Origin of the sequence: Solwaraspora sp. WMMD937, assembly GCF_029581175.1 — a bacterium.
GTDB lineage: Bacteria > Actinomycetota > Actinomycetes > Mycobacteriales > Micromonosporaceae > Micromonospora_E.
On sequence record NZ_CP120738.1, the window covers coordinates 3861277 to 3883440 of the forward strand.

Below are 22164 nucleotides of genomic sequence, written 5' to 3' on the forward strand. Positions count from 1 at the left end.
TCACCGAAGGTTAACCATGTCACATCGGCGAATCCAGCAGGTCCCCACGGCGTCGGACGTCGGCCGGAGGTTCGCCACCCGAGGAGACACGTTGACGGTGCACACCCCGCCGCAGGCGCTCGTCGTGATGGACCGGGACTCCTACCGGGCCCACTTCGACGAGCCACGGCTGGAGCGCCTCGGCCGTCTCGTCGCCCTGGCCGACCCGGTCTGGGCCGACGAACTCGACTCGCCGGCGGTACGCGCCCGGCTGGCCACGGTCGAGACGCTGGTGACGTCCTGGGGGGCACCCCCGCTGACCCGGCAACGCCTCGACACCGCACCCGCCCTGCGTGCCGTCTTCCACGCCGCCGGCAGCGTCCGGTCACTGGTGACCGACGAGGTGTGGCGGCGCGGCATCCAGGTCAGCACCGCCGCCGACGCCAACGCCGTGCCGGTGGCCGAGTACACCCTCGCCGCGATCATCTTCGCCGGCAAGAAGGTGCCGTTCATCGCCACCGACCCCGACCGGGCGTACCGGGGTTGGAGCCACCACCACGGGCACGGCGACCTGTCCAACTACCGCCGGACCATCGGCGTGGTCGGCTTCTCCCGGATCGGCCGGCGGGTCGTCGACCTGATCGGCTGCCTCGACTCGGCCCGCTGCCTGGTCGCCGACCCGTACGCCGACCCGGCGGAGGTAACCCTGGCCGGCGGCACCCTGGTCGAGCTGGCCGACATGCTGCCGCACAGCGACATCCTCACCCTGCATGCGCCGGAGCTGCCCAGCACGTACCGCATGATCGGCGCGGCCGAACTCGCGCTGCTGCCCGACCACGCGACCGTGATCAACACGGCCCGGGGCAGTCTGGTCGACCCGGCGGCGCTCGCCGCCGAATGCCGCTCCGGCCGGCTGTACGCGATTCTCGACGTCACCGACCCCGAACCGCTACCCGTCGACGCCGCCCTGCGCGGCAGCCCGAACGTCATGGTCAGCCCGCACCTGGCCGGCTCCCTCGGCACCGAGATTCACCGGCTGACCGACCACACCCTCGACGAACTGGCCCGCTGGACCGGCGGGGAACCACTGCACGCCGAAGTCACCCCGGACGCGTTCACGCTGCACGCCTGACCGGCCGGGCTCCGCACCCTCACGAAACCCCGCACCCTCCGCAAAGGAGTCACCTGATGAACCGACACACCGGCAGGATGAACCGACACCTCGGTGCAGCGGTGGCCGCCGCCACCGCACTGGTTCTCGTCACCGCCGGCTGCGGTGGCGGCGACGAGCCGGCCGTCGGCGACGACGGCCGCGAGATCCTCACCATCGCCCTGTGGAACTACGACAGCACCCCCGAGTTCGCGGCCCTGATCGACGGGTTCGAGGCCGCCCACCCGGACATCGACGTGCAACCGGTCGACATCCTCGCCGACGACTACGCCGAGAAGGTCACCACCATGCTCGCCGGCGGCGACCAGACCGACGTGCTCACCATGAAGAACGTCACCGACTACTCCCGCTACGCGCTGCGTGGCCAGCTGGCGTCGGTGGCCGACGAGGCGGCCGATCTCGACCAGAGCAAGTATCTCGGCCTGGAGCCGTTCGACCTCGACGGGGACTACTTCGCGTTGCCGTACCGGCAGGACTTCTGGGTGCTGTACTACAACAAGGCCGTGCTCGCCGACACCGGCGCCGACCTGACCAGCCTCACCTGGGCCGAGTACGCCGACCTGGCGAAGCGGCTGACCAGCGGCAGCGGCCAGGACACCGTCTACGGCACGTACCACCACACCTGGCGCTCCATCATCCACTCGACGGCGGCGGCACAGAGCGGCGGAGACCTGATCGGCGGCGAGTACGGCTTCCTCAAGGACCGCTACGAGATGGTCCTCGACCTGCAGGAAGCCGGTGCCACCCTGCCGTGGGCGACCGCGTCGACGCAGAAGGTCCAGTACCACACGATGTTCGCCACCGGGCAGGCCGCGATGCTGCCGATGGGCACCTGGTACGCGGCCCGGCTGATCGAGGAGAAGAAGGCTGGCAGCATCGACGTCGACTGGGGCATCGCGCCGCTGCCGCAGGTCACCGAGGGCGGCCCGGTGACCACCTTCGGCTCGCCGACCGCGTTCGCGGTCAACAACAAGGCCCGCAACTCCGAAGCCGCCCGGACCTTCGTGGCCTGGGCCGCCGGGCCCGAAGGCGCGGCGGCGATCGCCAGCATCGGCGTCCTCCCGGCCTACTCCGACGAGACGATCACCGAGACCTACTTCGGCGTCGACGGGATGACCAACGACGAGGTCGCCCAGGCGGCGTTCCAGCCCGACGAGGTGATGCTGGAGATGCCGGTCAGCGAGAAGTCCTCCGACGTGGACGTCATCCTCACCGAGGAGCACGAGCTGATCATGATCGGGGAGCGGGAGCTCGACGCCGGGCTCGCCGAGATGGGCAAGCGGGTCACCTCCGAGGTCGACTGACCCGCACCATGGCGATCCACACCCCGATCGACACCGTACGCACACCGGCACCCGGCGGTCCGCCGCCGGGTGCCGGTGCGGCACGTCGGCTGCGCCGACGCAACACCCTGGCCGGCTGGAGCTTCATCCTGCCGAACTTCGTCGGCTTCGCCGCGCTCACCCTGGTGCCGGTGGTCGCCGCGCTGGCGCTGGCCTTCATGGAGTGGAACTCCTACAGCACCCCGGAATGGGTCGGGCTGGACAACTTCCGCCGGATGGTGGGCAGCGAGACGTTCTGGACCGCGCTGTACAACACCACCTACTACGCGCTCGGCCACATCCCGTTGACCCTGGTCGCCGCGCTCGGCTTCGCCGTACTGCTCAACCGGGCGCTGCGCGGCGTACGGTTCTTCCGTACCGCGTTGTTCTTCCCCTACATCACCGCCCTGGTCGCGGTGGCCGTGGTGTGGAACATGCTGTTCAACCCGGACGCCGGGCCGGTCAACCAGCTGCTGCGGGCGATCGGCGTCGACGACCCGCCGGGCTGGACCACGTCGACGACCTGGGCGATGCCGGCGGTGATCATCACCAGCGTGTGGCGGGACATGGGCTACTACATGGTGCTCTACCTGGCCGGGCTGCAGACCATTCCGGCCGAGCTGTACGAGGCGGCCCGCACCGACGGGGCGTCGGCGTGGCAGCGGTTCCGGCACATCACCGTGCCGTCGCTGCGGCCCACCACCTTCTTCGTGCTGATCATGCTGACCATCTCCAGCTTCAAGGTGTTCGACCTGATTCAGGTGATGACCGAGGGCGGTCCGGGCCGATCCACGCTGGTGCTGTCCCAGCTGATCTTCCGGGAGGGGATCACCCAGGGCCGGTTCGGCTACTCGTCGGCGATCGCCATGGTGCTGTTCGTGGTCGTTCTGGTGATCACGGTGGTGCAGTTCCAGTTGCAACGGAGGGGGGAACGATGAGCCTCGCCGTGCTGCGCCGGGCCGTCCTGCAGCTGCTGCTCACCGTCCTCGGCCTGGCCGTGCTGGTGCCGTTCGCCTGGATGCTGGTCTCCTCGGTCAAGCTGGACTCGCAGGTGCTCACCGTGCCGATCCAGTGGATCCCGCAGGAGTTCCACTTCGACAACTACGTCCGCATCTGGGACCGGATCCCGCTCGGCACCTATCTGTACAACTCGATGTTCCTCAGCGTCACCATCACGTTCCTGCAGGTGCTCACCGGCAGCTTCGCCGCGTACGGCTTCGCGAAGATCAGCTTCCCGGGCCGGGACCTGCTGTTCCTCGCCTACATCGCCACGATCGCCGTGCCGTGGCAGGCGTACATGGTGCCGCAGTACATCATCATGGAGCGGCTCGGCCTGGTGAACACCCGCCTGTCGCTGATCCTGCTGCAGGCGTTCGGCGCGTTCGGGGTGTTCCTGATGCGCCAGTACTACCTGACCATCCCCGACGAGTTGACCGAGGCCGCCCGCATCGACGGCCTCAACGAGTACGGCATCTGGGCGCGCATCGTGCTGCCGCTGTCCAAGCCGGCGCTGGCCAGTCTGGCGCTGCTCACCTTCGTCAACACCTGGAACGACTACATGGGACCGTTCATCTACCTGACCAGCAACGACCTGTGGACCGTACAGATCGGGCTGCGAACGTTCATCGGGCTCTACGAGGCCGAGTACGCCATGATCATGACCGGTTCGGTGCTGTCGATCCTGCCGATCCTGGTCGTCTTCCTGTTCGGCCAGCGCTACTTCGTGCAGGGCATCGCCACGAGCGGGTTGAAATGAGCGCGGCCGGAGTGCGCCAACCGGCCCGGCAGCCGCTGCGGCCGTCGCTGACCGCGCGGGTCAACGTCGGCGCGGACACCTGGTCGACGATCTGGTCGCTGGTGCACCGGGTGCTGGTGGTCAACCTCGGTCTGACCATCACCAACCTGCCGCTGCTGGTCGCGCTCGCCGTCGTCGCCCAGCCGTGGCGCTACCCGGTCTTCTTCACACTGCTGTCGCTCAGCGCCGGTCCGGCGGTCGCCGCCGCGTTCGGCTACCTGCGGCAGGCCGAGGACGACGACCGGGCACCGGTACGCGAGTACGTCCGCGCGTACCGGCGGAACTTCGTCGCCGCGACGCGGTGCTGGTCGGCGGCGACGGCGCTGGTGGCGGTCCTGGTGACCGACATCGTCTGGCTGCACGACGCCGGCTGGCCGGCGGTGCTCGTACCGCTGCTGGTGGTGCTGACCGTCCTGGTGGCCGCAACGACGGTGCTGCTGCTGGCCCTGGTCGAGCTGGCCCCGGGCCTGGGCGTGCGCGCGGCGGTCCGGGCCGCGGCCTGGTCGGCGGTACGCCGGGCACCGCTGAGCCTGCTCAGCCTGGTCGTGCTGCTGGCCGCCCTGCTGTCGGTCAACCAGGCGCCGCTGCTGGCGCTGTCGACGCTGCCCGGCTGCGCGCTGCTGGTCGTCTGGGTCAACAGCCGCGCCGCACTGTCCGATGCCCTGCCGCACCCTCGGTGATGAGAACGGCGTCACCGTTTGTCTGCACGTGGTGACGCCGCTCCCGTCGGCGGATGATCAGGACGTGGCGATGGTGGCCCCGTACCCGGCGAGGCTGTCCATGATGTCGACGTACCAGATGACGCTGGAGCCAGCGACGGTGCCCTGGTAGATCGGGCAGACGGTGTTGAGGATCCCGGCGCTCAGCGTGCCGCGTGCATTGACGGAGTAGCCGTCCTCCCGCACGGTATAGACAGGGCCGCCGATCCGGTCCGTGGTGAACACGCACCCGCCGTCGGACTTCTCCGCTCGGACCAGCGGCCCGATCAGATAGCCGATGTCGACGTACTCGCCGGTCGCCTGCACCTGCATGTCGCAGAACTCGTCGTACTCACGCATCGTGCAGACGTAGTTGCCGACGTGACTGCCGTGTGCGTCGCGAACCCGACGGCCAGCGGTGCCGCGAGGCCAGTACATGATGTTCTGGGGCTGCCACGATTCGACGAGCAGGAGGTCCTTGGCCTTGTTGGTGCCGAAGATGTCCCCGTGTGACATGTAGCTTACCGTCGTCTGATCTCCGTCATCACCGCACTGGCCGGAACTGACGATGTGCTTGTTGCTTCCGTAGTTGACGGTGAAGCCGAGAGTGCAGCTCAGTTGCGCATCGACGTTCCGGAACTGGAAACCGCCGCCGAACGGCGGCATTGTCGCAATCCTGTTCGAGGATTCGTCGTCGGCTGGGGACACACCGGCCGCAACCACCTGTCGGCTGTCGCCGACGAGACCGCTGCCGTCTGCTCGCGGTGCGGCCGACGTGAATCGGCCTTCGGTAACCGCATTCCAGGCCAGGGCGGACAGCTCTGCCTCGGTATGGCGCGCCGGCCGGATCTGGACCGGCACCTGTTGATCCCGCGCGAGGCTGTGCACCGCTGCAGGCACCGACCCCTTCCAGTAGAGGTGGACCGCGCGGTCGGCCGGGTCGGCGGTGACGCCGGCGTAGCCGGTGCCCTCTGTGCCTCGCAGGGCCCGCAGAGCGTCCGCTGCGACGTTGAGCTTGTCCTGCATTGTGAACAGCTCGGCCCAACTGGCGAAACCACCTGGGATGTCCATTGCCCCGACCACGGCGGGCCCGATGTCCTCCGCGACCTGTGGGTGGGCCGCCGCCGGTGCTGGCGCTGCGGCGAGCACTGCGGTGATCGTCAGGACGGTGGTCAGCTGGCCCGATCCGAACGTGCGTGGTGCAGCGATGCGGTGACCTCGCATTGATCGTCTCCATCGACAAGGGATTCGGCGAGCGCCTCCACCATATGTGCGCACAGTGATCACATCAACACTCAAGGTTGGCCTATTGTGGATCATCGAACGTGGCCTGCGCGGAAAGTGTGAGGGCCGGGTCGTCGGCCCTTGAGTTCTGCGAGGAAGTCTTCCCGGCGAGGAGCTGTCTGGCCGGACCTGGTCCTCAAACGCGTGTTCTAATGTCCTGCTCAGTCGCTGTCCTGGCGGTTGAGTGACGGGGTGGTGAACCCTCTCGCCGGCGTCGATGTGACAACTAGTTGGCAATTTACCTGGAGTTCACGGCCATTTGTTCATGACGGCACTCCTGGTATTGTCGCCGGATCTGCTTGTCGATCGACGGGAGTGCTCCGTGCAGGTCATCGCGATCATGAACTACAAAGGTGGTGTCGGCAAGACGACACTGACGGCAAATCTGGGTGCCGATGTTGCTAGTCGCGGACACAAGGTGCTACTGATCGATCTTGATCCGCAAGCGAACCTTACCTTTTCTTTCTACGGCGTTGACCAGTGGCGGGAGGAGCTCAGCAAGGACGCGACGATCATGCGGTGGTACGAGGGGGAGATGCCGGGCCGTGAGGTCGAGCTGCAGGATCTCATCGTTACGCCGCCTCGGGTCAACGCAGAACTGGAGGAGTCGGGGGGTCGACTCGACCTGATCTCCTCGCACCTGAAGCTCATCGACATCGACCTGCGACTGGCTGCGCGGCTCGGTGCCGGTACGACCCTCGGTGAGTCCAAGCGCAAGTTCCTCGACCTGCACGGATGTCTCGCGCGTGCGCTCCGGCACGAGGAGTTCGAGCGGTACGATCTCGTCCTCATCGACTGCGCGCCGAACTTCGGCCTGGTCACCAAGACTGCGATTGTCGCGAGCGACCATGTCCTGGTGCCGGCCAGGCCCGACTACCTGTCCACGCTCGGCATCCAGTATCTGGCCAGTAACTGTGACGAGCTGGTCGCAGAGTACAACGACTATGTCAATCACGGTGCCGCAAAGAATGACAGTGACAGGGCTATCCGGACCAGATATCTCGGGGTGGTCTTCACAATGGTGAAGTTCCACGCCAAGAAGCCAATCGGTGCCCAGCGGTACTACATGGAAGATGTTCGACTCAACAGCGACATTCTGCCGCTAAACGGCATGATTCGGGACAGCCCTCGATACTTCGGCGACGCAGGGGAAGGCGGCGTGCCGGCCGTACTGCGTGCGCCGGTCACCGACGACGTGGTCGTCGAGTTCCGCAAGCTGACCACCGAGATCCTCGACTCTGTCGGAACGGGGGCAGCACGGTGAGGGACATCGAGCTGCTGCTGCGAGCACAGGCGAGCATGGCGACGTTCCTCGCCGAGTTGCCGAGCGACCGGCTCCTCGACCTGGTCGAAGGGCGTGCCCGCCTGGCGCTGGTAGAGCCCAGCGGAGGCGTGGCGGCGACGACCACCGAGCCGCCATCCGTCGTACCTGTCGCCGCGCCATCGGTCGAGCCTGTCGCCGTCTCGGCGGCCGATCCCGCGCCCGCGCAGGTTATCCGGCGGCCGCCGCGCAGCCGCAGGCAGACGGTGCCTGCTGAACCGTTCGACGCCGGTGCGGTGGTGACGCAGCTTCGCGCCTGCCAGACGATCGACGAGGCCACCGAACGGCTCGCGTCGCTCAAACTCGGCGTGAACCAGTTGCGAGCCGTCGCCAAGACGCTCAACGTCCCGTCGAGCGGCAGGAAGGACGAGGTCGCCAAGCGGATCCTCAATCTCCTCGTTGGCGGTCGTGGCAAACATGCCAACCTGCGGCGAGGCTAGCGGGCAGATGAACGGTATGAGCGACAGGCAGTGGGAACCGAGTGTCGGGACCACCCAGCGGACGACCTATTTGCTGGGTGGTCGTCGGGTGCGGGTGAGCGACCTGCTGCACGCCGGTCTGCTGCGGCCGGGTGCGCGGCTACGGTTCGTCCGTCGGCGGGTCGGCGAGATCTACCACGCCGAGATCATCGACAACGGTCGGATCCGGCTTCCCGACGGCCAGGAGTTCTCCTCCCCGTCGGGAGCAGCGATGGCCGCCGCCGGGATGCGGGCGGTGGACGGCTGGCTGGCCTGGACAGTCGAGGAGAACGGGCGCCCGCTGGACGCATTGCGCCAGGAACTGCTCGACCGCGCTGCGGCGGGTCCGCCTGATGAGCCAGGTGTCGAGGGATTCGACCGGCGGGTGCATCAACGGCTCCGGAAAGCACGCCAGCGGGCGGAGGAGAACCAGCCCGAGCAGTTCTCAGTTCGCGAACTGCTGTCATTGTGGGGTGCCAAGGATCGTGGTGACCAGATCGGCCGGATCGAGGACGATCTCGCCAACCACGGGCTGGTCACCTCGCCGAGCTTCCGTAAGGTGACGCTGGACTCGACCGTACGGCTGGTGGTGGCATCCGGCGGCACAGACGACTCACCGGCTGCGGCAGCAGGTCCCGTTCCGGTGGCAGGGCCCGCAGACGACCTGGACGACGACCCGATCGGGCTGACCGTCGGCAACCTGCCGTCCGCATTGGGTGGGCTCAAGCACGTCGCGCCCAACGCCACCTTCGACGAGGCCATCACCAAGATGCTCCTCAACGGCTACTCGCAACTGGCCGTGCTCAACGGACCACGCAACCTTCGGGGCGCGATCACCTGGCAGTCCATAGCGCACGCCCGTCATGCCGACCCGAACGCCAAACTGACCGACGCGATCGATCCCGAGGCCGTCGCCGTACGCTATGACCGCGAGTTGATCGACGTGCTGCCCGAGTTGCAGCGGTGCGGCTACGTGTTCGTCCGCAGCGAGGACAACGTGGTTGCCGGCATCGTCACGACCGCTGACGTGGTGCAGGCGTACGGCGAGATGGCAATGCCCTTTTTTCAGATCGGCGAGTTGGACCGGAGCCTGCGCCGGATCATCACCCGTCGGGTCGACCTCGATCAGGTGGGCAAGCTGTGTAATCGTTCGGTCAACTCCTTCGACGACCTCAGCATGGGTGACTACCTGCGGGTCCTGGACGACACCAGCGTCTGGAGCACGTTGGGTTGGCCGCTCGACCGTCGGACGTTCATCGACCGACTGCACGAGATCCGGCATATCCGCAACGACGTCATGCACTTCAACCCGGACCCGCCACCGCCCGACACCATCGACAAGCTGCGCAAGGTCAACAGCCTGCTGCGGCATTACGGTGAGCTGGCCTGACCGACGTCACCGCTGGCCCTTGGGACAAATGCCGCTACGCTGACGTCGTTCCCTGGCAGAACCGTGTGTCGCAAGGGGATAGTGCCAGGAGAGGGGCACGGTCGGACGTGGTGGCGCTCGGTTCGACCGCGCCCCTCCACGCCGCCCGCCAGGGAGCCGCGACGTTGATCCACGCTGGCCGAGCACGCTGCGTGCACTGCGTCAGCGAGCTAATCTCTCCTATCGGGAGCTCGGACGACGTGTCGCCTACTCGTCGAGCTATCTGTGTGAACTCGAGGCTGGCCGCAAGACGCCGACGATCCAGGTCGCCAGGCACCTCGACGTCGCTCTCGGCGCGAGTGGCCGGCTGGCGCAACTCGTGGTCGACGACGCCGGGCAACTCGACGACGACCAGCGTTCCCGTCTCGCAGCCGGCGACACCAGTGCCGCCGCCGCAGAGGCGCTGGCGGTGAATCTGGCCCAACACCGTCATCTCGAAGATGCCGTCGGATCGGCTGCGGTCGTCGACGCCGCAGCCGCGCACCTCACTGCAGTCCAGCAGTTGGCTTCCAACGCCGCCGGGGCTGGCCGGGTCAGGCTGCTGCATCTTGCCGCACAGTCCGCCCAACTGGTCGGATGGTTGCAGATGACACTGGGTCGGTACGCGCAAGCCCGTCGAGTTCTCGCTCAGGCCGAAGCGGTGGCAGTGGCTGCAGGGGACGTCGACCTGACCGCTCTCGTGGTCAGCTTCCAGGGACATCTGGCGGAACTGTGCGGGCGTCCGACGGAGGCTGCTGAACTGTCCCGAGCGGCGCTTGCTGGCGGCACCGAGGTCTATATCGGTGAGCGGGTCTACGACACACTTCAGCTCGCTCGGTCCGTGGCGCACGTGGACGGCCGTCAAGCAGCGACTGAGACAATCCGAGAAGCTGATCAACTCGGGGCGGAGTTCGAGATCAGCGGCGACGACCCGCCGCCGTGGCACTACTACCGGTCGTCTGCCTTCCTGACAATGGAACGCGGCCTCGTACACGCGATCCATTCCGGCGTCGACCGGCATGCCGCCGATGCCGCGATCGCCGACCTGACAGCTGGTCTTGCTGCCCTCCCAGATGAGCAACGGAACGCGGAGTGGGCCGGTGACTACCTGCTCGCATTGGCCGACGTGCATTCGGCGATCGGCGACCGGAAAGCGGCGAGCCAGGCGTTGGACGAAGTCGCTGTGGTCGCCGATGCCACTGGGTCGGCACGTCTGCGTCAAGTTGTTCGCATGCGGCCGCCGAACGGCTAGACAGTGGCATCGCTTGACGCGTCGGCGGGGACGGCGACTCGGTCGAGGTCGAGCGATGGATCACCCCTGGCCTTCGCCAGGCGCATCCGCAACCCGGCCTTCATCGGGCGTGACGAGCGGCTCACCGCCCTGCGGGAAAAGGATGTGCACGAGCAGCGGGTCAGCGCTGAACTATTCCCTTGAGGTCTATTCACAGGCGATCCTGTAGAAATGCAGCCCGATGGCACAGGAGATCGTTTCTGTGAAGGTCGCGAGCGGTCTGCGGTAGTCGGTGTGCAGGATTCTCCAGGTCTTCAGGTTCGCGATGACCTGTTCGACGACCCAGCGGATCTTGTTGACCTGCCTGTTGTATTCCTTCTGCCACTCTGTGAGCTCGCCGCCCTTGGGCTTCTTGTACGGAGTGATCATGCCGTTGCCGACGTATCCTTTGTCGCCGATCCAGTCTCCAGGGTTCAGGCTGGCGAGAACACCGGTGTCGTTGATCGCGTACGAGTCGTGGTGGTTGCCGGTGACAGGATCGGAGACCCAGGCGAGCGCGCCGTCGAGGGTGCAGGCGACCTGGACGCTCATGCCCGTGTCTTGTGCTTGCCAGAGTACAGACAGCGGTCCGTGCGCCATGACCAGCAGGGGAACAGAGTGCCGTCGACGATGTACTGGACGGTCGGGTCGAGCTCGTCGGCGGTCGGCGCGAACCCCGCCAGCACGCGGTCGAGGACCGGGGTGATGCCGGTGACCGCCCGGGAGATCGTCGACTGGGAGACACCGTGCGCCTCGGCGATCTCCGCTTGGACGCGGTTGCGCCGCATGTAGGTCAACGTGACCACGAGGGCGCGGTAGAGGCCGAGGATCGGTGGCCACGGTTCCATGCCCAGGGTTCCGGCATTCGGTGCGGACCAGCACGCAGAGGTCGCGGATCTGATCGGTCGTGAAGCCGGTGGTATGATACATGTTCGGCGGTCCGCTTTTCTTTGGTTGTTGTGTGGTAACTCCATCCTATGGGAGGGCGGGCCGTCTCGTTTATCGGGGGGTCCACTGTGGGCTATCGGGGCCCTGCTGAATAAGCCTCCTTGTACATTAAGTTCGGCATGATGCCTCCGCGAATACAACTGAGAAGGAACATTTGTCGTTCGTGGCTCTCTGTAGGTATTGGTGATGAACAAACTTACTGTGCGCGGGGTTATCTGGCGTGGCGACAGCCGGTACCGTGGCAGGAGATGCGATCCGGGTCGGCGATCGCGATTCCGTACGATGAGGAGGTTCGGGATGGACCACATGCCTGGGCTGACCTTCGGGCAGCGTCTGAAGGTCTACCGCGAGCGGTCTGGAAAGACCCGAGCAGTGCTCGGCGGCCTCGTTGGTCGCAGCGCCGAGTGGGTCAAGGCAGTGGAAACCGACCGAATCCTGCCGCCGCGCATACACATGCTGGACCGCATCGCCCGTGTCCTGAAAGTTGATGTATCCGCGCTCATCGGGGAGCTGGGTGACCACTCGGCCGTGGTGAACGGACCGGAGCATCCAGCACTGGCATCGGTTCGCGACGCCGTGAACCGCTCAACGCTCTCCAACGACGTCGCGGTACAGCCATTGCCTCGGCTCCGGGAGCGCCTCGCAGCGGCGTGGCGGGCACGCCATCAGGCGTCTGATCACCGCACGGTGCTTGGTGCACTCTTGCCGGAGCTGTTGCGTGACGCGCAGCGTGCCGCGTTGATGTACGACGGCGACGAGCGTCGGCAGGCACAGGCGCTGCTGGCAGAGGTACTGGGGCTGGCGCAGATGTTCCTGGCCTACCAGCCGGCGGCGGAACTCCTGTGGCGCGTCGCGGACCGCGCGATGGTCGCCGCTCAGGAGTCAGGGGATCCCGAAGCATTGGCGTGCGCTGGTTGGTTTCTGTGTCAGGTGCACCGGGATGCAGGAGACTGGGACACCGCCATGGCAGTGACGCTGGACGTCATCTCGGCGTTGGAGTCGCAGGTAGCCAAGTCAACCCCAAACCTGTTCGCTCTGTGGGGAGCACTGAACTTCGAGGCTGCCTACACCGCCGCGCGCGCCGGTGAGGAAGGTCGTGCGTGGCGGTACTGGGACCGTGCCGATCAAGTCGCTCAACGACTTCCGCAGGGCTTCTACCAGCCGCAGACCTCATTCTCCCAGATCATCATGGGCGTACATGCGGTGACGGTGGCCGTGGAGTTGCAGAAGCCCGGCGAGGCAATGCGGCAGTCACGACGGATCGATCCGGCCGCGATCCCGTCAAGGCCGCGTCGTGCTCGACACTTGATCGAGGTCGCTCGTGGCGCTCACAGCAGGAGCAACTACGAGGCAGCCGTGGCGGCCCTTCGGCAGGCGTACGAGTCGGCACCGGAGACTATTCGCTTCAACGGCTACGCCCGCCAGATCACTCTGGACCTGCTCGACGGGCCACGGACAATGCGGAACGAGGCTCGTGACCTCGCATCGAAGGTTGGCTTGGTCGCGTAGCGGCGCATCGCCGACTAGAGATTTGTGGAGGCGCTGTTCAGCGTCCCGCCCTACCCGGGGTAGGAATCGTCCCTCTTGGAAGATCGGGCTGCCCATAGCTTGCTGTGTGGGCCCGGCGTCGCATCCCGTGATCGCCTATCGCGCGTCGGGCCCGCCTGTCGGGCGGCGGCTCGGGGTTGACGTGGAGAGCCACCTCGGGTCGCCGCCCTTCCAACTCTCGTTGAGGGGGCAGCGTGTTCGGGAAGTGGTTTCAGCGTGCGGACGTGCCGGTGGATGTGGTTTATCCGGTGCCGGGCCGCCAGCGGTACGCCGACCGTACGGTGCCGCCGCCGGACCGTCGGCCGGCGACCCGTACCGATCGGGCGCAGCGCCGGGGTGGTAACGCCGGCCGGCACTACCTGCGATGAGGACACCCGGAACCGGCAAAGGGCCGGTGCACGAGCCGGTGCGTCCGTCGTGGTGCTGCGCGGTCTGTCCGGACGGGACGCCGTGGCCGTGTCCGCCGGGTCGGACGCAGTTGGCGGAGGCGTACGTCGGTGAGCCGCTGGCGCTGTCGATTGACGTCGGCGACCTGCTGACGACCGCCGCCGAGGAGGCCAGGATCACCGACCCGGCCGAGTTGTACGAACGCTTCGTGTCGTGGACCTGGATCGACGCGGGTGGCAGGCGATGAGCGTGGCCGTCGGGCGTCGGGTCGCCTTGTGGCGGGTCCGCCGGCAGATGACCCAGCAGGTGCTCGCCGACCGGATCGGCCGGTCGAAGAGCTGGGTGGAGAAGGTCGAGCGTGGTGTCCGGCGGTTGGACCGGTTCTCGTTGATCCGGCAGGTCGCCGAGGTGCTGCGGGTCGACCCGGCGGAGTTGATCGGCCCGGCCCGGCCATCGGAGCATGGCGGGGCGGTCGACGGGGTGGCGGCGGTCCGGGCGGCGCTGGCCAGCTACGAGGTGTTCACCGCCGCCGACAGCGGCCCGGCCGTGGAACGCGAGGTAACGCAGCGGGTCGAGCACGCCTGGTCGACGTACCAGCACGGCGACTATCCCCGGCTGCTGCGGATGACACCGGAGCTGCTGGACGCCGCCCGGCGGCTGCACGCCACCCGTCCTGCGCCGGGGGCGGAGTTGTTGGTGCGCTCGTACCGGATCATCGCGCTCGTGCTGGTCAAGGTCGGTGAACCTGAGCTGGCCTGGTTGGCGGCCGATCGGGCGCTTGCCGTGGCCGGCGGTGATCCGGTGCTGGCCGGGTCGGCGGCGGTGCCGCTCGGGCAGGCGCTGCGTGGGCTGGGCCAGGACCGGTTGGCGATGACGACGACGGTCGCCGCCGCCGACCGCATCGCGACGGCATCGGTCGAGTGCGGCCCGGTGTACGGGACGTTGCTGCTGCAGGCCGGGTTGGCCGCTGCCGGCTGCGGCGAAACCCGCAGCGTCGACGAGCTGCTCGGCCGGGCCGCTGACGTCGCTGGCCGAATCGGTGACGGGCTGGACTACCGTACTGCGAGCTTCGGCCCGGCGGCCGTCGAGCTGGCGCACGTCGTGGCGGCCGTGGAGTCGGGCGACGCCCGGCAGGCGGTACGCCGGCACGAGACTGCCACCCGGCAGCTGACATGGCGTGGGCTGCCGGCCGAGCATCGGGCGGCGTACCTGGTGGATGCCGCGCGGGCACACCTCGGCGTCGGTGACTTCGCGGCGGCGGGACGGTGGCTCGTCGAGGCGGACCGCGTCGCACCGGCTGAGATCCGCTGCCGGCCCTCCGCCCGTACGGTCGTGGCTGAGATTGCCCGGTGCGGGCCGGACACGGCCGGCGTCGCCCGGCTGGCGACGGCGCTCGGGCTGACGACCGGCGTTTCGTGACGAGGGAACCTGTATGACCCTCGACCCGCCAGTTCTACGACAATGCAGGTTCCCTCGTCGGCGTCAGCCGGGCGGGCTGCGTCACCGCGTTCCTCGGCGAGGTGGAAAGCGCTGATCCATGCCTCGGTACGCGCACGTTCGGTCGCCAGCGCGGTGGAGAAGCCGGCGGAGATTTTCGACCGTGAGGTCGAGTGGGACGAGCTGGTCCGGTTCGCGCGCCTGCCGCAGGGCGGGGCCATGCTGGGAGTGGTCTCCGGTCGTCGTCGTCAGGGCAAGACGTTCCTGCTCGACGCGCTGGTACGGGCGGCTGGCGGGTTCCTGTTCACGGCTACCGGGTCGTCCGAGGCTGACGCGCTGCGCCAGTACGGTGAGGCGCTCAGTGACTATCTGGGTGAGGCGACGCCGCTGCGGTTTGCGGACTGGGACGAGGCGGTCACCCGGACGATGACACTCGCCCCTGCCGGGCCACTGCCGGTGGTGATCGACGAGTTTCCGTTCCTGGCCCGCGTCAGTCCGGCACTTCCCTCGATCATCCAGCGGGCGCTCGACCCGGCGGGACAGCGGTCGAACACCCAGGTACGGCTGCTGTTGTGCGGTTCGGCGCTGTCGTTCATGGGCAACCTGTTGTCCGGCGCCGCGCCGCTGCGCGGACGGGCCGGCCTGGAGTTGGTGGTCCGGACTCTGGACTACCGGGCAGCGGCCCGGTTCTGGGGGATCGCCGACCCACGCACCGCCCTACAGGTCAACGCGATCGTCGGCGGCACCCCCGCCTATCGGCACGAGTTCACGCAGGACGACTCACCGGCCGGGCCGGACGATTTCGACGACTGGGTGGTGCGTGCCGTGTTGAACCCGGCCCGCCCGCTGTTCCGGGAGGCCCGCTACCTGTTGGCGGAGGAGCCGGACATCCGCGACCCCGCGTTGTACCACTCGGTGCTGGCGGCGATCGCGGACGGTCGTACCCGGCGTGGGGAGATCGCCAACTTCCTGGGTCGGCAGCCGTCCGACCTGGCCCATCCGCTGGGTGTGCTGGAGGACGTCGGTCTGGTCGTGCGGGAGACCGACGCGTTCAGGAGCAACCGGGGCGTCTACCGGAGCGCCGAGCCGCTGCTCGTCTTCTACCACGCCGTGATGCGCCCGGCCTGGGGCGACCTGGAGCGTGCGGGTCGGTCCCGGCAGGTCTGGCCCCGGCTGCAGCGCACGTTCCTGAGCAAGGTCGTCGGGCCGCACTTCGAAACGATCTGCCGCCAATGGGCCCGCTGGGAGGCCGATCCGGACGTTCTTGGCGGTTATCCGACCCGGGTCGCGGCCGGTGTCGTCAACGACCCCGCCGCACGCACGCAGCACGAGGTGGCCGTGGCGGTATTCGGCCGCGACGAGCAGGGCCATGAGGAACTCCTCGCGATCGGCGAGGCCAAGTGGCAGGAGGCCGTCGGCACCAGCCACCTGAAACGCCTGGCACACCTCCGTAGCCTGTTGGTCGGCCGCGACAGCGTCCGGGCCGACCGGTGCCGGCTGCTGCTGTTCAGCGGCGGCGGCTTCGCCGACGACCTTCGCGCCGTTGCGGCCACGGACCCCGGCATTCAGCTCGTCGACCTGGACCGCTTGTACGCGGCGAACCGATCCTGAGCGAAGAACGTCAGCTCGACCGTCCGGCCTGACCCAGCACCCGGAGCAGGTCCTCGACCAGGTCCTCGGCGCTGGCGCGGCCCTTTCCGTCGGCTGCCAGGTGGCCGGTGATGGCCAGGTCGGCGGCGCCGTGCGCCAGCGCGCGGACCAGGGCGGCGGCCCGTTCCGGGTCGCCGGCGGGCAGGGCTGCGGCGGCCTGCGCCTCGGCGGTCAGCTCGACGAGTCGCCGCCAGGTGGCGCCGGCCCGCTCGTGCAGGTCCGCAGAGGCGTTCATCGACCACCCGTAGACCAGCGCGAACCGACGGGGGTGGTGCTGCGCCCAGCGTACGTATTCGAGCAGGACCCGCCGCAGCAGCGCGGCGGCCTCGGCCCGTGGCGTCGGTGTCTCCGTCATGAGCCGGTCGAGCCGGTCGAACTCCTGGATGGCGACGGCCTCCAACAGCGCCTGCTTGTCGGTGAAGTGCTTGTACGGCGCGTTGTGCGACACGCCGGCCCGACGCCCGACCTCTCGGAGAGTGACCCGCTCGGGGCCGCCCTCGTCAAGCAGTGCGGTCGCCGCTGCGAGCAGGTCGTCCCGGGTGCTCATTGCCTGATCCTAGATCAGGTTGACGCTGTCAACCTGGAAGACGTAGGGTCAGGTTGACAGCGTCAACCCATGGAGGATTCATTCTGATGAGGACCGTCGTCATCACCGGGGCAACCACCGGCCTCGGACTGCGCGTCGCCGGGCGGCTCGCCGCCCAGGGCTGGCACGTTGTGCTCGGCTACCGGGCGGAAAGCCGGGGAGAAGCGGCGGCCCGGCAGATCCGTCGCCGGACCCCCGCTGCAAGCCTCGAACCGCTCCGGATCGACCTGGCCGACCTGCGCTCGGTCGCCGACGCGGCCGGGGAACTGCGCCGTTCCGGGCAGCGTCCGCCGCTGCACGCCATCGTCGGCAACGCCGGCGTTCAGATCATCGACGGGGTACGCCGGTCCGTCGACGGCTACGAGCTCACCTTCGCCACCAACCACCTCGGTCACCACCTGCTCGTCACCGGGTTGCTGGATGACCTGGCCGCCGGGGCCCGGATCGCGATCGTCAGCAGCGGCACCCACTGGCGGGAGAAGAGCATGGGCTTCCCGGAACCGCGCTGGACAAGTGCCCGCGAACTCGCCGACCCGTCCGACGCCGACGCGACCCCGACGGCGGGCCGGGTCCGCTACTCCACCTCGAAGTTGGCGAACATCTACTTCGTCTACGAGCTTGCCCGCCGACTGGACGGGCGGCCGATCAGCGTCAACGCGTACGACCCGGGGCTGATGCCCGACACCAGCCTCTCCCGCGACTACCCGACGCTCGTCCGGACCGGCTTTCGGATGGCCGCTCCGCTGATCAGCGCATTACTGCCCGGCGCGCGTAGCTCCCGGGCCTCCGCCCGGCACCTGGCCGACCTGGTCGCCGACGCCCGGTTCGACGGCACCACTGGCGCCTACCTGGAGGGTCCGAAGATTGCTCCATCCTCACCCGAGTCGTACGACGTCGCCCGGGCACGGCAGCTCTGGGCCGACAGCGAGCAACTGATCGACCAGGCGCTCGCCCGCCGCTGAGTCGGGTGGGACCGGTCCGGGTCGCCTCACCAGCCGCTGTGTTACGGTTGATGTTCGGGAAGTCCTGAACATTCGTGATGATGGCGTTCTTCGATGGTGGCGTTCCTCATGATGGGGCGTTCTCGGCGACGAAGGAGATGTTGCGTGGACCCGGACGCCGGGCGGCGGTACGCCGAGGAGGTCGGTGTCGCCCTCGCCCAGATGGGCACCACCCCGGCGTTCGGCAAGTTGCTCGGCTGGCTGCTGATCTGCGACCCGCCGGGCCAGACCACCGCGCAACTGTGCGAGGCGGTCGGGCTGTCCAAGGCATCCGTCTCGGCCGGGATGCGGGCGCTGGAGCAGTCCGGCATGGTGCGCCGGGTGCCGACCAGCGGCCGGGGCCACGCGTACGAGATGCACCCGGACGCCTTCGCCCGGGCGATCGACCCCACCGACAAGATGCGCACCTTCATCGACCTGATGCAGCGTGGCATCGATCTCGTCGGCGACGCGGACGCCCCGGAGGCGGACCGGCTCCGGCACACCCGCGACTTCTACACCTTCATGATCGAACGGACGCCCGCGCTGATGGAGGAGTTCCGGCGCCAGACCAAACGGGACGTGTGACGGTGCGGGTCCTGATCGTCACCGTCGGATCCCGCGGTGACGTCCAGCCGTACCTGGCGCTCGGCACCGGGCTGCGGGCGGCCGGTCACGACGTCACCCTGGCCACCTGCGCCCGATTCCGGTCCTTCGTCACCGATCACGGCCTGGCGTACGGTCACCTCGGCGACGAGATCCTGCAACTGCTCGACTCGGCGGCGGGTCGCGCCGCGATGGAGGACACCACCGGACTTCTCGGCTCGGTCAAGACCAACATCCGGCTGGCCCGGCAGGCCAACCCGATCAACCGGGGCCTGCTGGCCGATGTCTGGCAGGCGGCCCGCCAGGCCGACCCGCAGGTGATCGTCTACCACCCCAAGGCGCTGGCCGGCCCGCACGTCGCCGAGAAACTCGGCGTGCCGGCGGTGCAGGCCGTGCCTGTACCGATGTCCGTGGCGACCGGCGACTTCCCGATGATCGGCATGCCGGCGCTGCCGCTCGGCCGCCCGTACAACCGGCTCACCTACCGGCTCGTCGGTGCCGGCTACCGGATGTACGACGGCATGGTCAACACTTTCCGGCAGGAGACGTTGGGGCTGGCCCGGCGCAGGGGTGCCGCCCTGGCCACCCGGCTGCCCGACGGGCGGCCGATCCCGGTGCTGCACGCCGTCAGCGGTCACGTGCTGCCGCGCCCGGCCGACTGGCCCGGGCACGCCCACCTCACCGGATACTGGTTCCTCGAAGATGCCACCGGCTGGCAGCCACCGGCCGAACTGGTCGACTTCCTCGACGCCGGCGACCCACCGGTGTACGTCGGCTTCGGCAGCATGGCCGGGCGGGATCCGCAGCGCCTCACCCGCGTCGTCGCCGAAGCGCTGCGCCTGGCGGGCGTACGCGGCATCGTCGCCACCGGCTGGGGTGGGCTGGACGCGGCTGGCCTGCCGGGCAACGTCCTGCCCATCACGCAGGCACCGCACGACTGGTTGTTCCCCCGGGTGTCCGCCGTGGTGCATCACGGCGGTGCCGGCACCACCGCCGCCGCGCTGCGTGCCGGCCGGCCCTCGGTGATCTGTCCGTTCATCCTGGACCAGTTCTTCTGGGGTCGGCGAGTGGCGGCGCTCGGTGCGGGCAGCGCCCCGGTGCCGCAGTCGACGATCACCGCGCAGCGGCTCGCCGCCGCGATCCGCCAGGTCACCACCGACGCCGATGTCCGGGACGCGGCGGCCAGGTTGGGGCGGCGGGTCACAACCGAGGACGGCGTCGCGAGCGCGGTCGCGCGGATCGAAGCCGCAGCGGCGTGACCGACCCTCTTCGGTTTCCCAGTAGGGCGGCTCGGTGTAGGTCGTCCGGTAGAGGTCTACGAGATGCGGGCGATAGTTAGGCAGGTCGGCTGGAGCGGACGGACGTGAACAGCGGCAGCGCCGGGGCAACGACCTGGCAGGCATCAGTCTGGTTCCCTTCGACCAGCAACAAGAGGCCGAGGCGGACGCTGTAGTAGGCGCGGTTGCGCTGGAACTTGATTCCCAATCCATCCACAGCGGATCGCATCGCACTGGCGGCCTGCTCGGGTCGGCCGAGGTAGGTGCTGGCGGTGGCTCGGCGGGCGGCGAGCTCTGCGGTGTCGAAGAACGTGAGCCACTACGGGTCGTCGTCGCCGACATCAGGGTGGAAGACGTGGTAGGCGCGGTGCATCGCGTTGCGTGACGAGGCTGCGTCTCCGAGTTGTGCCCAGCAGTCGGCTTCGCGGGCCGAGAGCAGTGCAGCCAGGCGAGGTGGTGCCCAGCCAGCCGGCGTCGTTGCGCGAGCTGGATGAGTCACCTCGGGTCGCCGCCCTTCCAACTCTCGTTCAGGGGGTGTCGTGTTCGGGAAGTGGTTTCAGCGTGCGGATGTGCCGGTACCGGCAGGCGAGTTTCGGACCGGCCGCCGGCGACTTCAAAGCGGGGGGACGGTGGTTGGTCGAGGCGGACCGCATCGTACCGGCTGAGATCCGCTGCCGGCCCTCCGCCCGTACCCTCGTGGTGGAGATTGCCCGGTGCGGGCCGGACACTGCCGGCGTTGCCCGGCTGGCGACGGCGATCGGGCTGACGACCGGCGCCTCACGACGAGGGAACCGCTATGCCCCTTGAACCGGCGGGTTGAGGGTCATGGCGGTTCCCTCGGTGGCGTCGGCCGCCGTGCCGAGTACGCGGATCTGGTCGCCGGGCCGGATGACGCCACCGACCACGACGCGGGCGTAGAGGCCACGCAGCCGGGCCTGGCGACCCTGCTCACTCCAGACCAGCTTGTGCGCGTCCCGCCCGTAGCGGTTGGCGAACTTCGCACACCCGTTGTGCAGTTCGGCCGTCACCTCGATGACCGCTTCGTCGCCGACCGCCAGCCGGGTGCCGGCGGGCAGCGCGTCGGTGTGCAGGTCGAGATCGGCGAAGAGCTGGTCACCGGCCAGCCCCCAGTGCTGCGGGTCGTCGCCGGCGACCAGCCGGACGAACCGGGAGTTCATCACGGTGAGCTGCCGGTCCGGGTGTGCCGAGCCGTCACCGGTCTTCGAGCTGCCGCGCTGCGCCCAGCTGTCGCCGACCAGCCCGTCGGTGATGTCGAGCGTCCCTTCGGCCAGCAGCTCCCGCTCGTCGACGGCTGGCCGGCGGACCACGAGGTCCAACCTGCCGGAGCCGCGTGGGGAGCGGTCCACCTCCGCGAGCCCGGCGATGAGCTCGGCGGCGGGCAGGTGACGGGGCGCCGTGGTGTCCATCGGGGGGTGGTCCATGTCCGGAGTGTGGCAGAGCGTACCCACGCCGTCGATAGGATTCACGGCACGGCCGTGACGTCCATCGATGCCGACTGGCTCAGTGGCAGCCGGCTCATCGGGTACGGCGAAGGATCGGCCTCCAGATGCCGCAGTCGCGGGCCCGGCTCGATGCCCAGCTCGTCGAGCAGATGATCGGCGCCAGCGCGGACGCCTTCTTCGGTTACTTCCTCGACCTGTGGACCCGCGACCAGCAGGCCATCCCCGCCGACGCACGGGCGGAGTACCTGCGGGCCTCGCGCGAGGCGTCACCTCGATCGTCGCCGACTACCGGGCCTCGGCCGACATCGACATCGAACACGACCGGGCCGACCGGGCGGCCGGTAAGCGGCTGGTCAAGCCGGTCACCGTCGTGCAGCAGGACTGCGTTGCCGCACTCGGGTTCGACGCCGCCGCGCTGTGGCGTACCTGGGCCGACGACCTGGAGCACCGCACCACCTCGGGCCGGACACTTCATGGCAGAGGAAGCACCCGAGGAGATCATCAAGGTGCTGCGTTCGCTGCTTGAGCGCTGGCGCCCTCATGCCCCGCTGGACGGACCGCTGGCCCGGCCCCGGG

General features: G+C 68.5%; 23 protein-coding genes. 18 read left to right on the forward strand and 5 right to left on the reverse strand.

Translation table 11 applies throughout. The annotated features are described in order from the left end of the window. The first annotated feature begins 97 nt into the window (after positions 1 to 97). The 5 genes from O7621_RS17035 to O7621_RS17055 are packed head-to-tail and all read left to right on the forward strand — an operon-like array spanning position 98 to position 4947. On the forward strand, positions 98 to 1111 hold the full coding sequence (locus O7621_RS17035) for a hydroxyacid dehydrogenase (RefSeq protein WP_282234631.1): 1014 nt from the start codon (positions 98 to 100) through the stop codon (positions 1109 to 1111). Positions 1112 to 1167: 56 nt separating this feature from the next. After that, complete coding sequence (locus tag O7621_RS17040; protein WP_282230168.1) at positions 1168 to 2454, forward strand: extracellular solute-binding protein; 1287 nt, start codon at positions 1168 to 1170, stop codon at positions 2452 to 2454. 8 nt (positions 2455 to 2462) lie between these two features. Continuing rightward, the gene (locus tag O7621_RS17045) at positions 2463 to 3410 is read left to right on the forward strand and encodes a sugar ABC transporter permease (protein ID WP_282230169.1); all 948 of its coding nucleotides are present in this window, start codon (positions 2463 to 2465) and stop codon (positions 3408 to 3410) included. Further along, positions 3407 to 4228, forward strand: a complete 822-nt coding sequence (locus O7621_RS17050) for a carbohydrate ABC transporter permease (RefSeq protein WP_282230170.1) — start codon at positions 3407 to 3409, stop codon at positions 4226 to 4228. The genes O7621_RS17045 and O7621_RS17050 overlap by 4 nt, the downstream gene beginning before the upstream one ends. Beyond that, positions 4225 to 4947, forward strand: coding sequence for a YesL family protein (locus O7621_RS17055; RefSeq protein WP_282230171.1), 723 nt, complete (start codon positions 4225 to 4227; stop codon positions 4945 to 4947). Before O7621_RS17050 ends, O7621_RS17055 begins: the two co-directional genes overlap by 4 nt. 57 nt (positions 4948 to 5004) lie before the next feature. Here O7621_RS17055 and O7621_RS17060 read toward each other — a convergent pair whose 3' ends face one another. Next, positions 5005 to 6264, reverse strand: coding sequence for a hypothetical protein (locus tag O7621_RS17060; protein ID WP_282230172.1), 1260 nt, complete (start codon positions 6262 to 6264; stop codon positions 5005 to 5007). A 250-nt stretch (positions 6265 to 6514) separates the two neighbouring features. On the opposite strand from O7621_RS17060, the gene O7621_RS17065 reads away from it, so the two are divergent. The 4 genes from O7621_RS17065 to O7621_RS17080 all read left to right on the forward strand — a co-directional run bounded on the left by O7621_RS17065 (position 6515) and on the right by O7621_RS17080 (position 10688). After that, a complete protein-coding gene (locus tag O7621_RS17065) occupies positions 6515 to 7513 on the forward strand; it encodes an AAA family ATPase (RefSeq protein WP_282230173.1) in 999 nt (332 codons plus the stop codon). Continuing rightward, positions 7510 to 8010, forward strand: a complete 501-nt coding sequence (locus O7621_RS17070) for a hypothetical protein (RefSeq protein WP_282230174.1) — start codon at positions 7510 to 7512, stop codon at positions 8008 to 8010. Before O7621_RS17065 ends, O7621_RS17070 begins: the two co-directional genes overlap by 4 nt. 16 nt (positions 8011 to 8026) lie before the next feature. Further along, positions 8027 to 9418: a hypothetical protein gene (locus O7621_RS17075; RefSeq protein ID WP_282230175.1), complete on the forward strand. Its 1392-nt coding sequence runs from the start codon at positions 8027 to 8029 to the stop codon at positions 9416 to 9418. A gap of 358 nt (positions 9419 to 9776) precedes the next feature. Then, positions 9777 to 10688 carry a hypothetical protein gene (locus tag O7621_RS17080; RefSeq protein ID WP_282230176.1) on the forward strand — a complete coding sequence of 304 codons (912 nt, stop codon included), beginning with the start codon at positions 9777 to 9779 and terminating at the stop codon, positions 10686 to 10688. Positions 10689 to 10874: 186 nt separating this feature from the next. Here the strand turns inward: O7621_RS17080 and O7621_RS17085 are convergent, their stop codons facing one another. Continuing rightward, positions 10875 to 11258 (reverse strand): transposase family protein, encoded by a 384-nt coding sequence (locus O7621_RS17085; RefSeq protein WP_282230177.1) that lies wholly within the window; start codon positions 11256 to 11258, stop codon positions 10875 to 10877. Further along, positions 11255 to 11554, reverse strand: coding sequence for a transposase family protein (locus tag O7621_RS17090; RefSeq protein ID WP_282230178.1), 300 nt, complete (start codon positions 11552 to 11554; stop codon positions 11255 to 11257). Before O7621_RS17090 ends, O7621_RS17085 begins: the two co-directional genes overlap by 4 nt. 397 nt (positions 11555 to 11951) lie before the next feature. Here O7621_RS17090 and O7621_RS17095 point away from each other — a divergent pair, with 397 nt between their 5' ends. From O7621_RS17095 to O7621_RS17115, 5 genes are all read left to right on the forward strand, one after another. Further along, complete coding sequence (locus O7621_RS17095) at positions 11952 to 13163, forward strand: helix-turn-helix transcriptional regulator (protein WP_282230179.1); 1212 nt, start codon at positions 11952 to 11954, stop codon at positions 13161 to 13163. Between the two features lie 263 nt (positions 13164 to 13426). Beyond that, the gene (locus tag O7621_RS17100) at positions 13427 to 13570 is read left to right on the forward strand and encodes a hypothetical protein (protein WP_281554242.1); all 144 of its coding nucleotides are present in this window, start codon (positions 13427 to 13429) and stop codon (positions 13568 to 13570) included. Beyond that, positions 13567 to 13836 carry a hypothetical protein gene (locus O7621_RS17105; protein ID WP_282230180.1) on the forward strand — a complete coding sequence of 90 codons (270 nt, stop codon included), beginning with the start codon at positions 13567 to 13569 and terminating at the stop codon, positions 13834 to 13836. Before O7621_RS17100 ends, O7621_RS17105 begins: the two co-directional genes overlap by 4 nt. Beyond that, positions 13833 to 15008 (forward strand): helix-turn-helix domain-containing protein, encoded by a 1176-nt coding sequence (locus tag O7621_RS17110; protein ID WP_282230181.1) that lies wholly within the window; start codon positions 13833 to 13835, stop codon positions 15006 to 15008. The genes O7621_RS17105 and O7621_RS17110 overlap by 4 nt, the downstream gene beginning before the upstream one ends. Positions 15009 to 15161: 153 nt before the next feature. Beyond that, positions 15162 to 16637, forward strand: a complete 1476-nt coding sequence (locus O7621_RS17115; RefSeq protein ID WP_282230182.1) for an ATP-binding protein — start codon at positions 15162 to 15164, stop codon at positions 16635 to 16637. Between the two features lie 10 nt (positions 16638 to 16647). On the opposite strand, the gene O7621_RS17120 is transcribed toward O7621_RS17115, so the two are convergent. Continuing rightward, entirely contained in the window at positions 16648 to 17223 is a 576-nt protein-coding gene (locus O7621_RS17120) for a TetR/AcrR family transcriptional regulator (protein ID WP_282230183.1), read from the reverse strand. Between the two features lie 86 nt (positions 17224 to 17309). Here O7621_RS17120 and O7621_RS17125 point away from each other — a divergent pair, with 86 nt between their 5' ends. From O7621_RS17125 to O7621_RS17135, 3 genes are all read left to right on the forward strand, one after another. Beyond that, a complete protein-coding gene (locus O7621_RS17125; RefSeq protein ID WP_282230184.1) occupies positions 17310 to 18224 on the forward strand; it encodes an SDR family NAD(P)-dependent oxidoreductase in 915 nt (304 codons plus the stop codon). A 144-nt stretch (positions 18225 to 18368) separates the two neighbouring features. Beyond that, on the forward strand, positions 18369 to 18830 hold the full coding sequence (locus tag O7621_RS17130; protein WP_281554248.1) for a MarR family transcriptional regulator: 462 nt from the start codon (positions 18369 to 18371) through the stop codon (positions 18828 to 18830). Then, complete coding sequence (locus tag O7621_RS17135) at positions 18827 to 20107, forward strand: glycosyltransferase (protein ID WP_282230185.1); 1281 nt, start codon at positions 18827 to 18829, stop codon at positions 20105 to 20107. The genes O7621_RS17130 and O7621_RS17135 overlap by 4 nt, the downstream gene beginning before the upstream one ends. Positions 20108 to 20919: 812 nt before the next feature. On the opposite strand, the gene O7621_RS17140 is transcribed toward O7621_RS17135, so the two are convergent. After that, the gene (locus O7621_RS17140; RefSeq protein ID WP_282230186.1) at positions 20920 to 21567 is read right to left on the reverse strand and encodes an MOSC domain-containing protein; all 648 of its coding nucleotides are present in this window, start codon (positions 21565 to 21567) and stop codon (positions 20920 to 20922) included. A gap of 217 nt (positions 21568 to 21784) precedes the next feature. On the opposite strand from O7621_RS17140, the gene O7621_RS17145 reads away from it, so the two are divergent. After that, entirely contained in the window at positions 21785 to 22114 is a 330-nt protein-coding gene (locus O7621_RS17145; protein WP_282230187.1) for a hypothetical protein, read from the forward strand. The last annotated feature ends 50 nt before the right edge of the window (positions 22115 to 22164 follow it).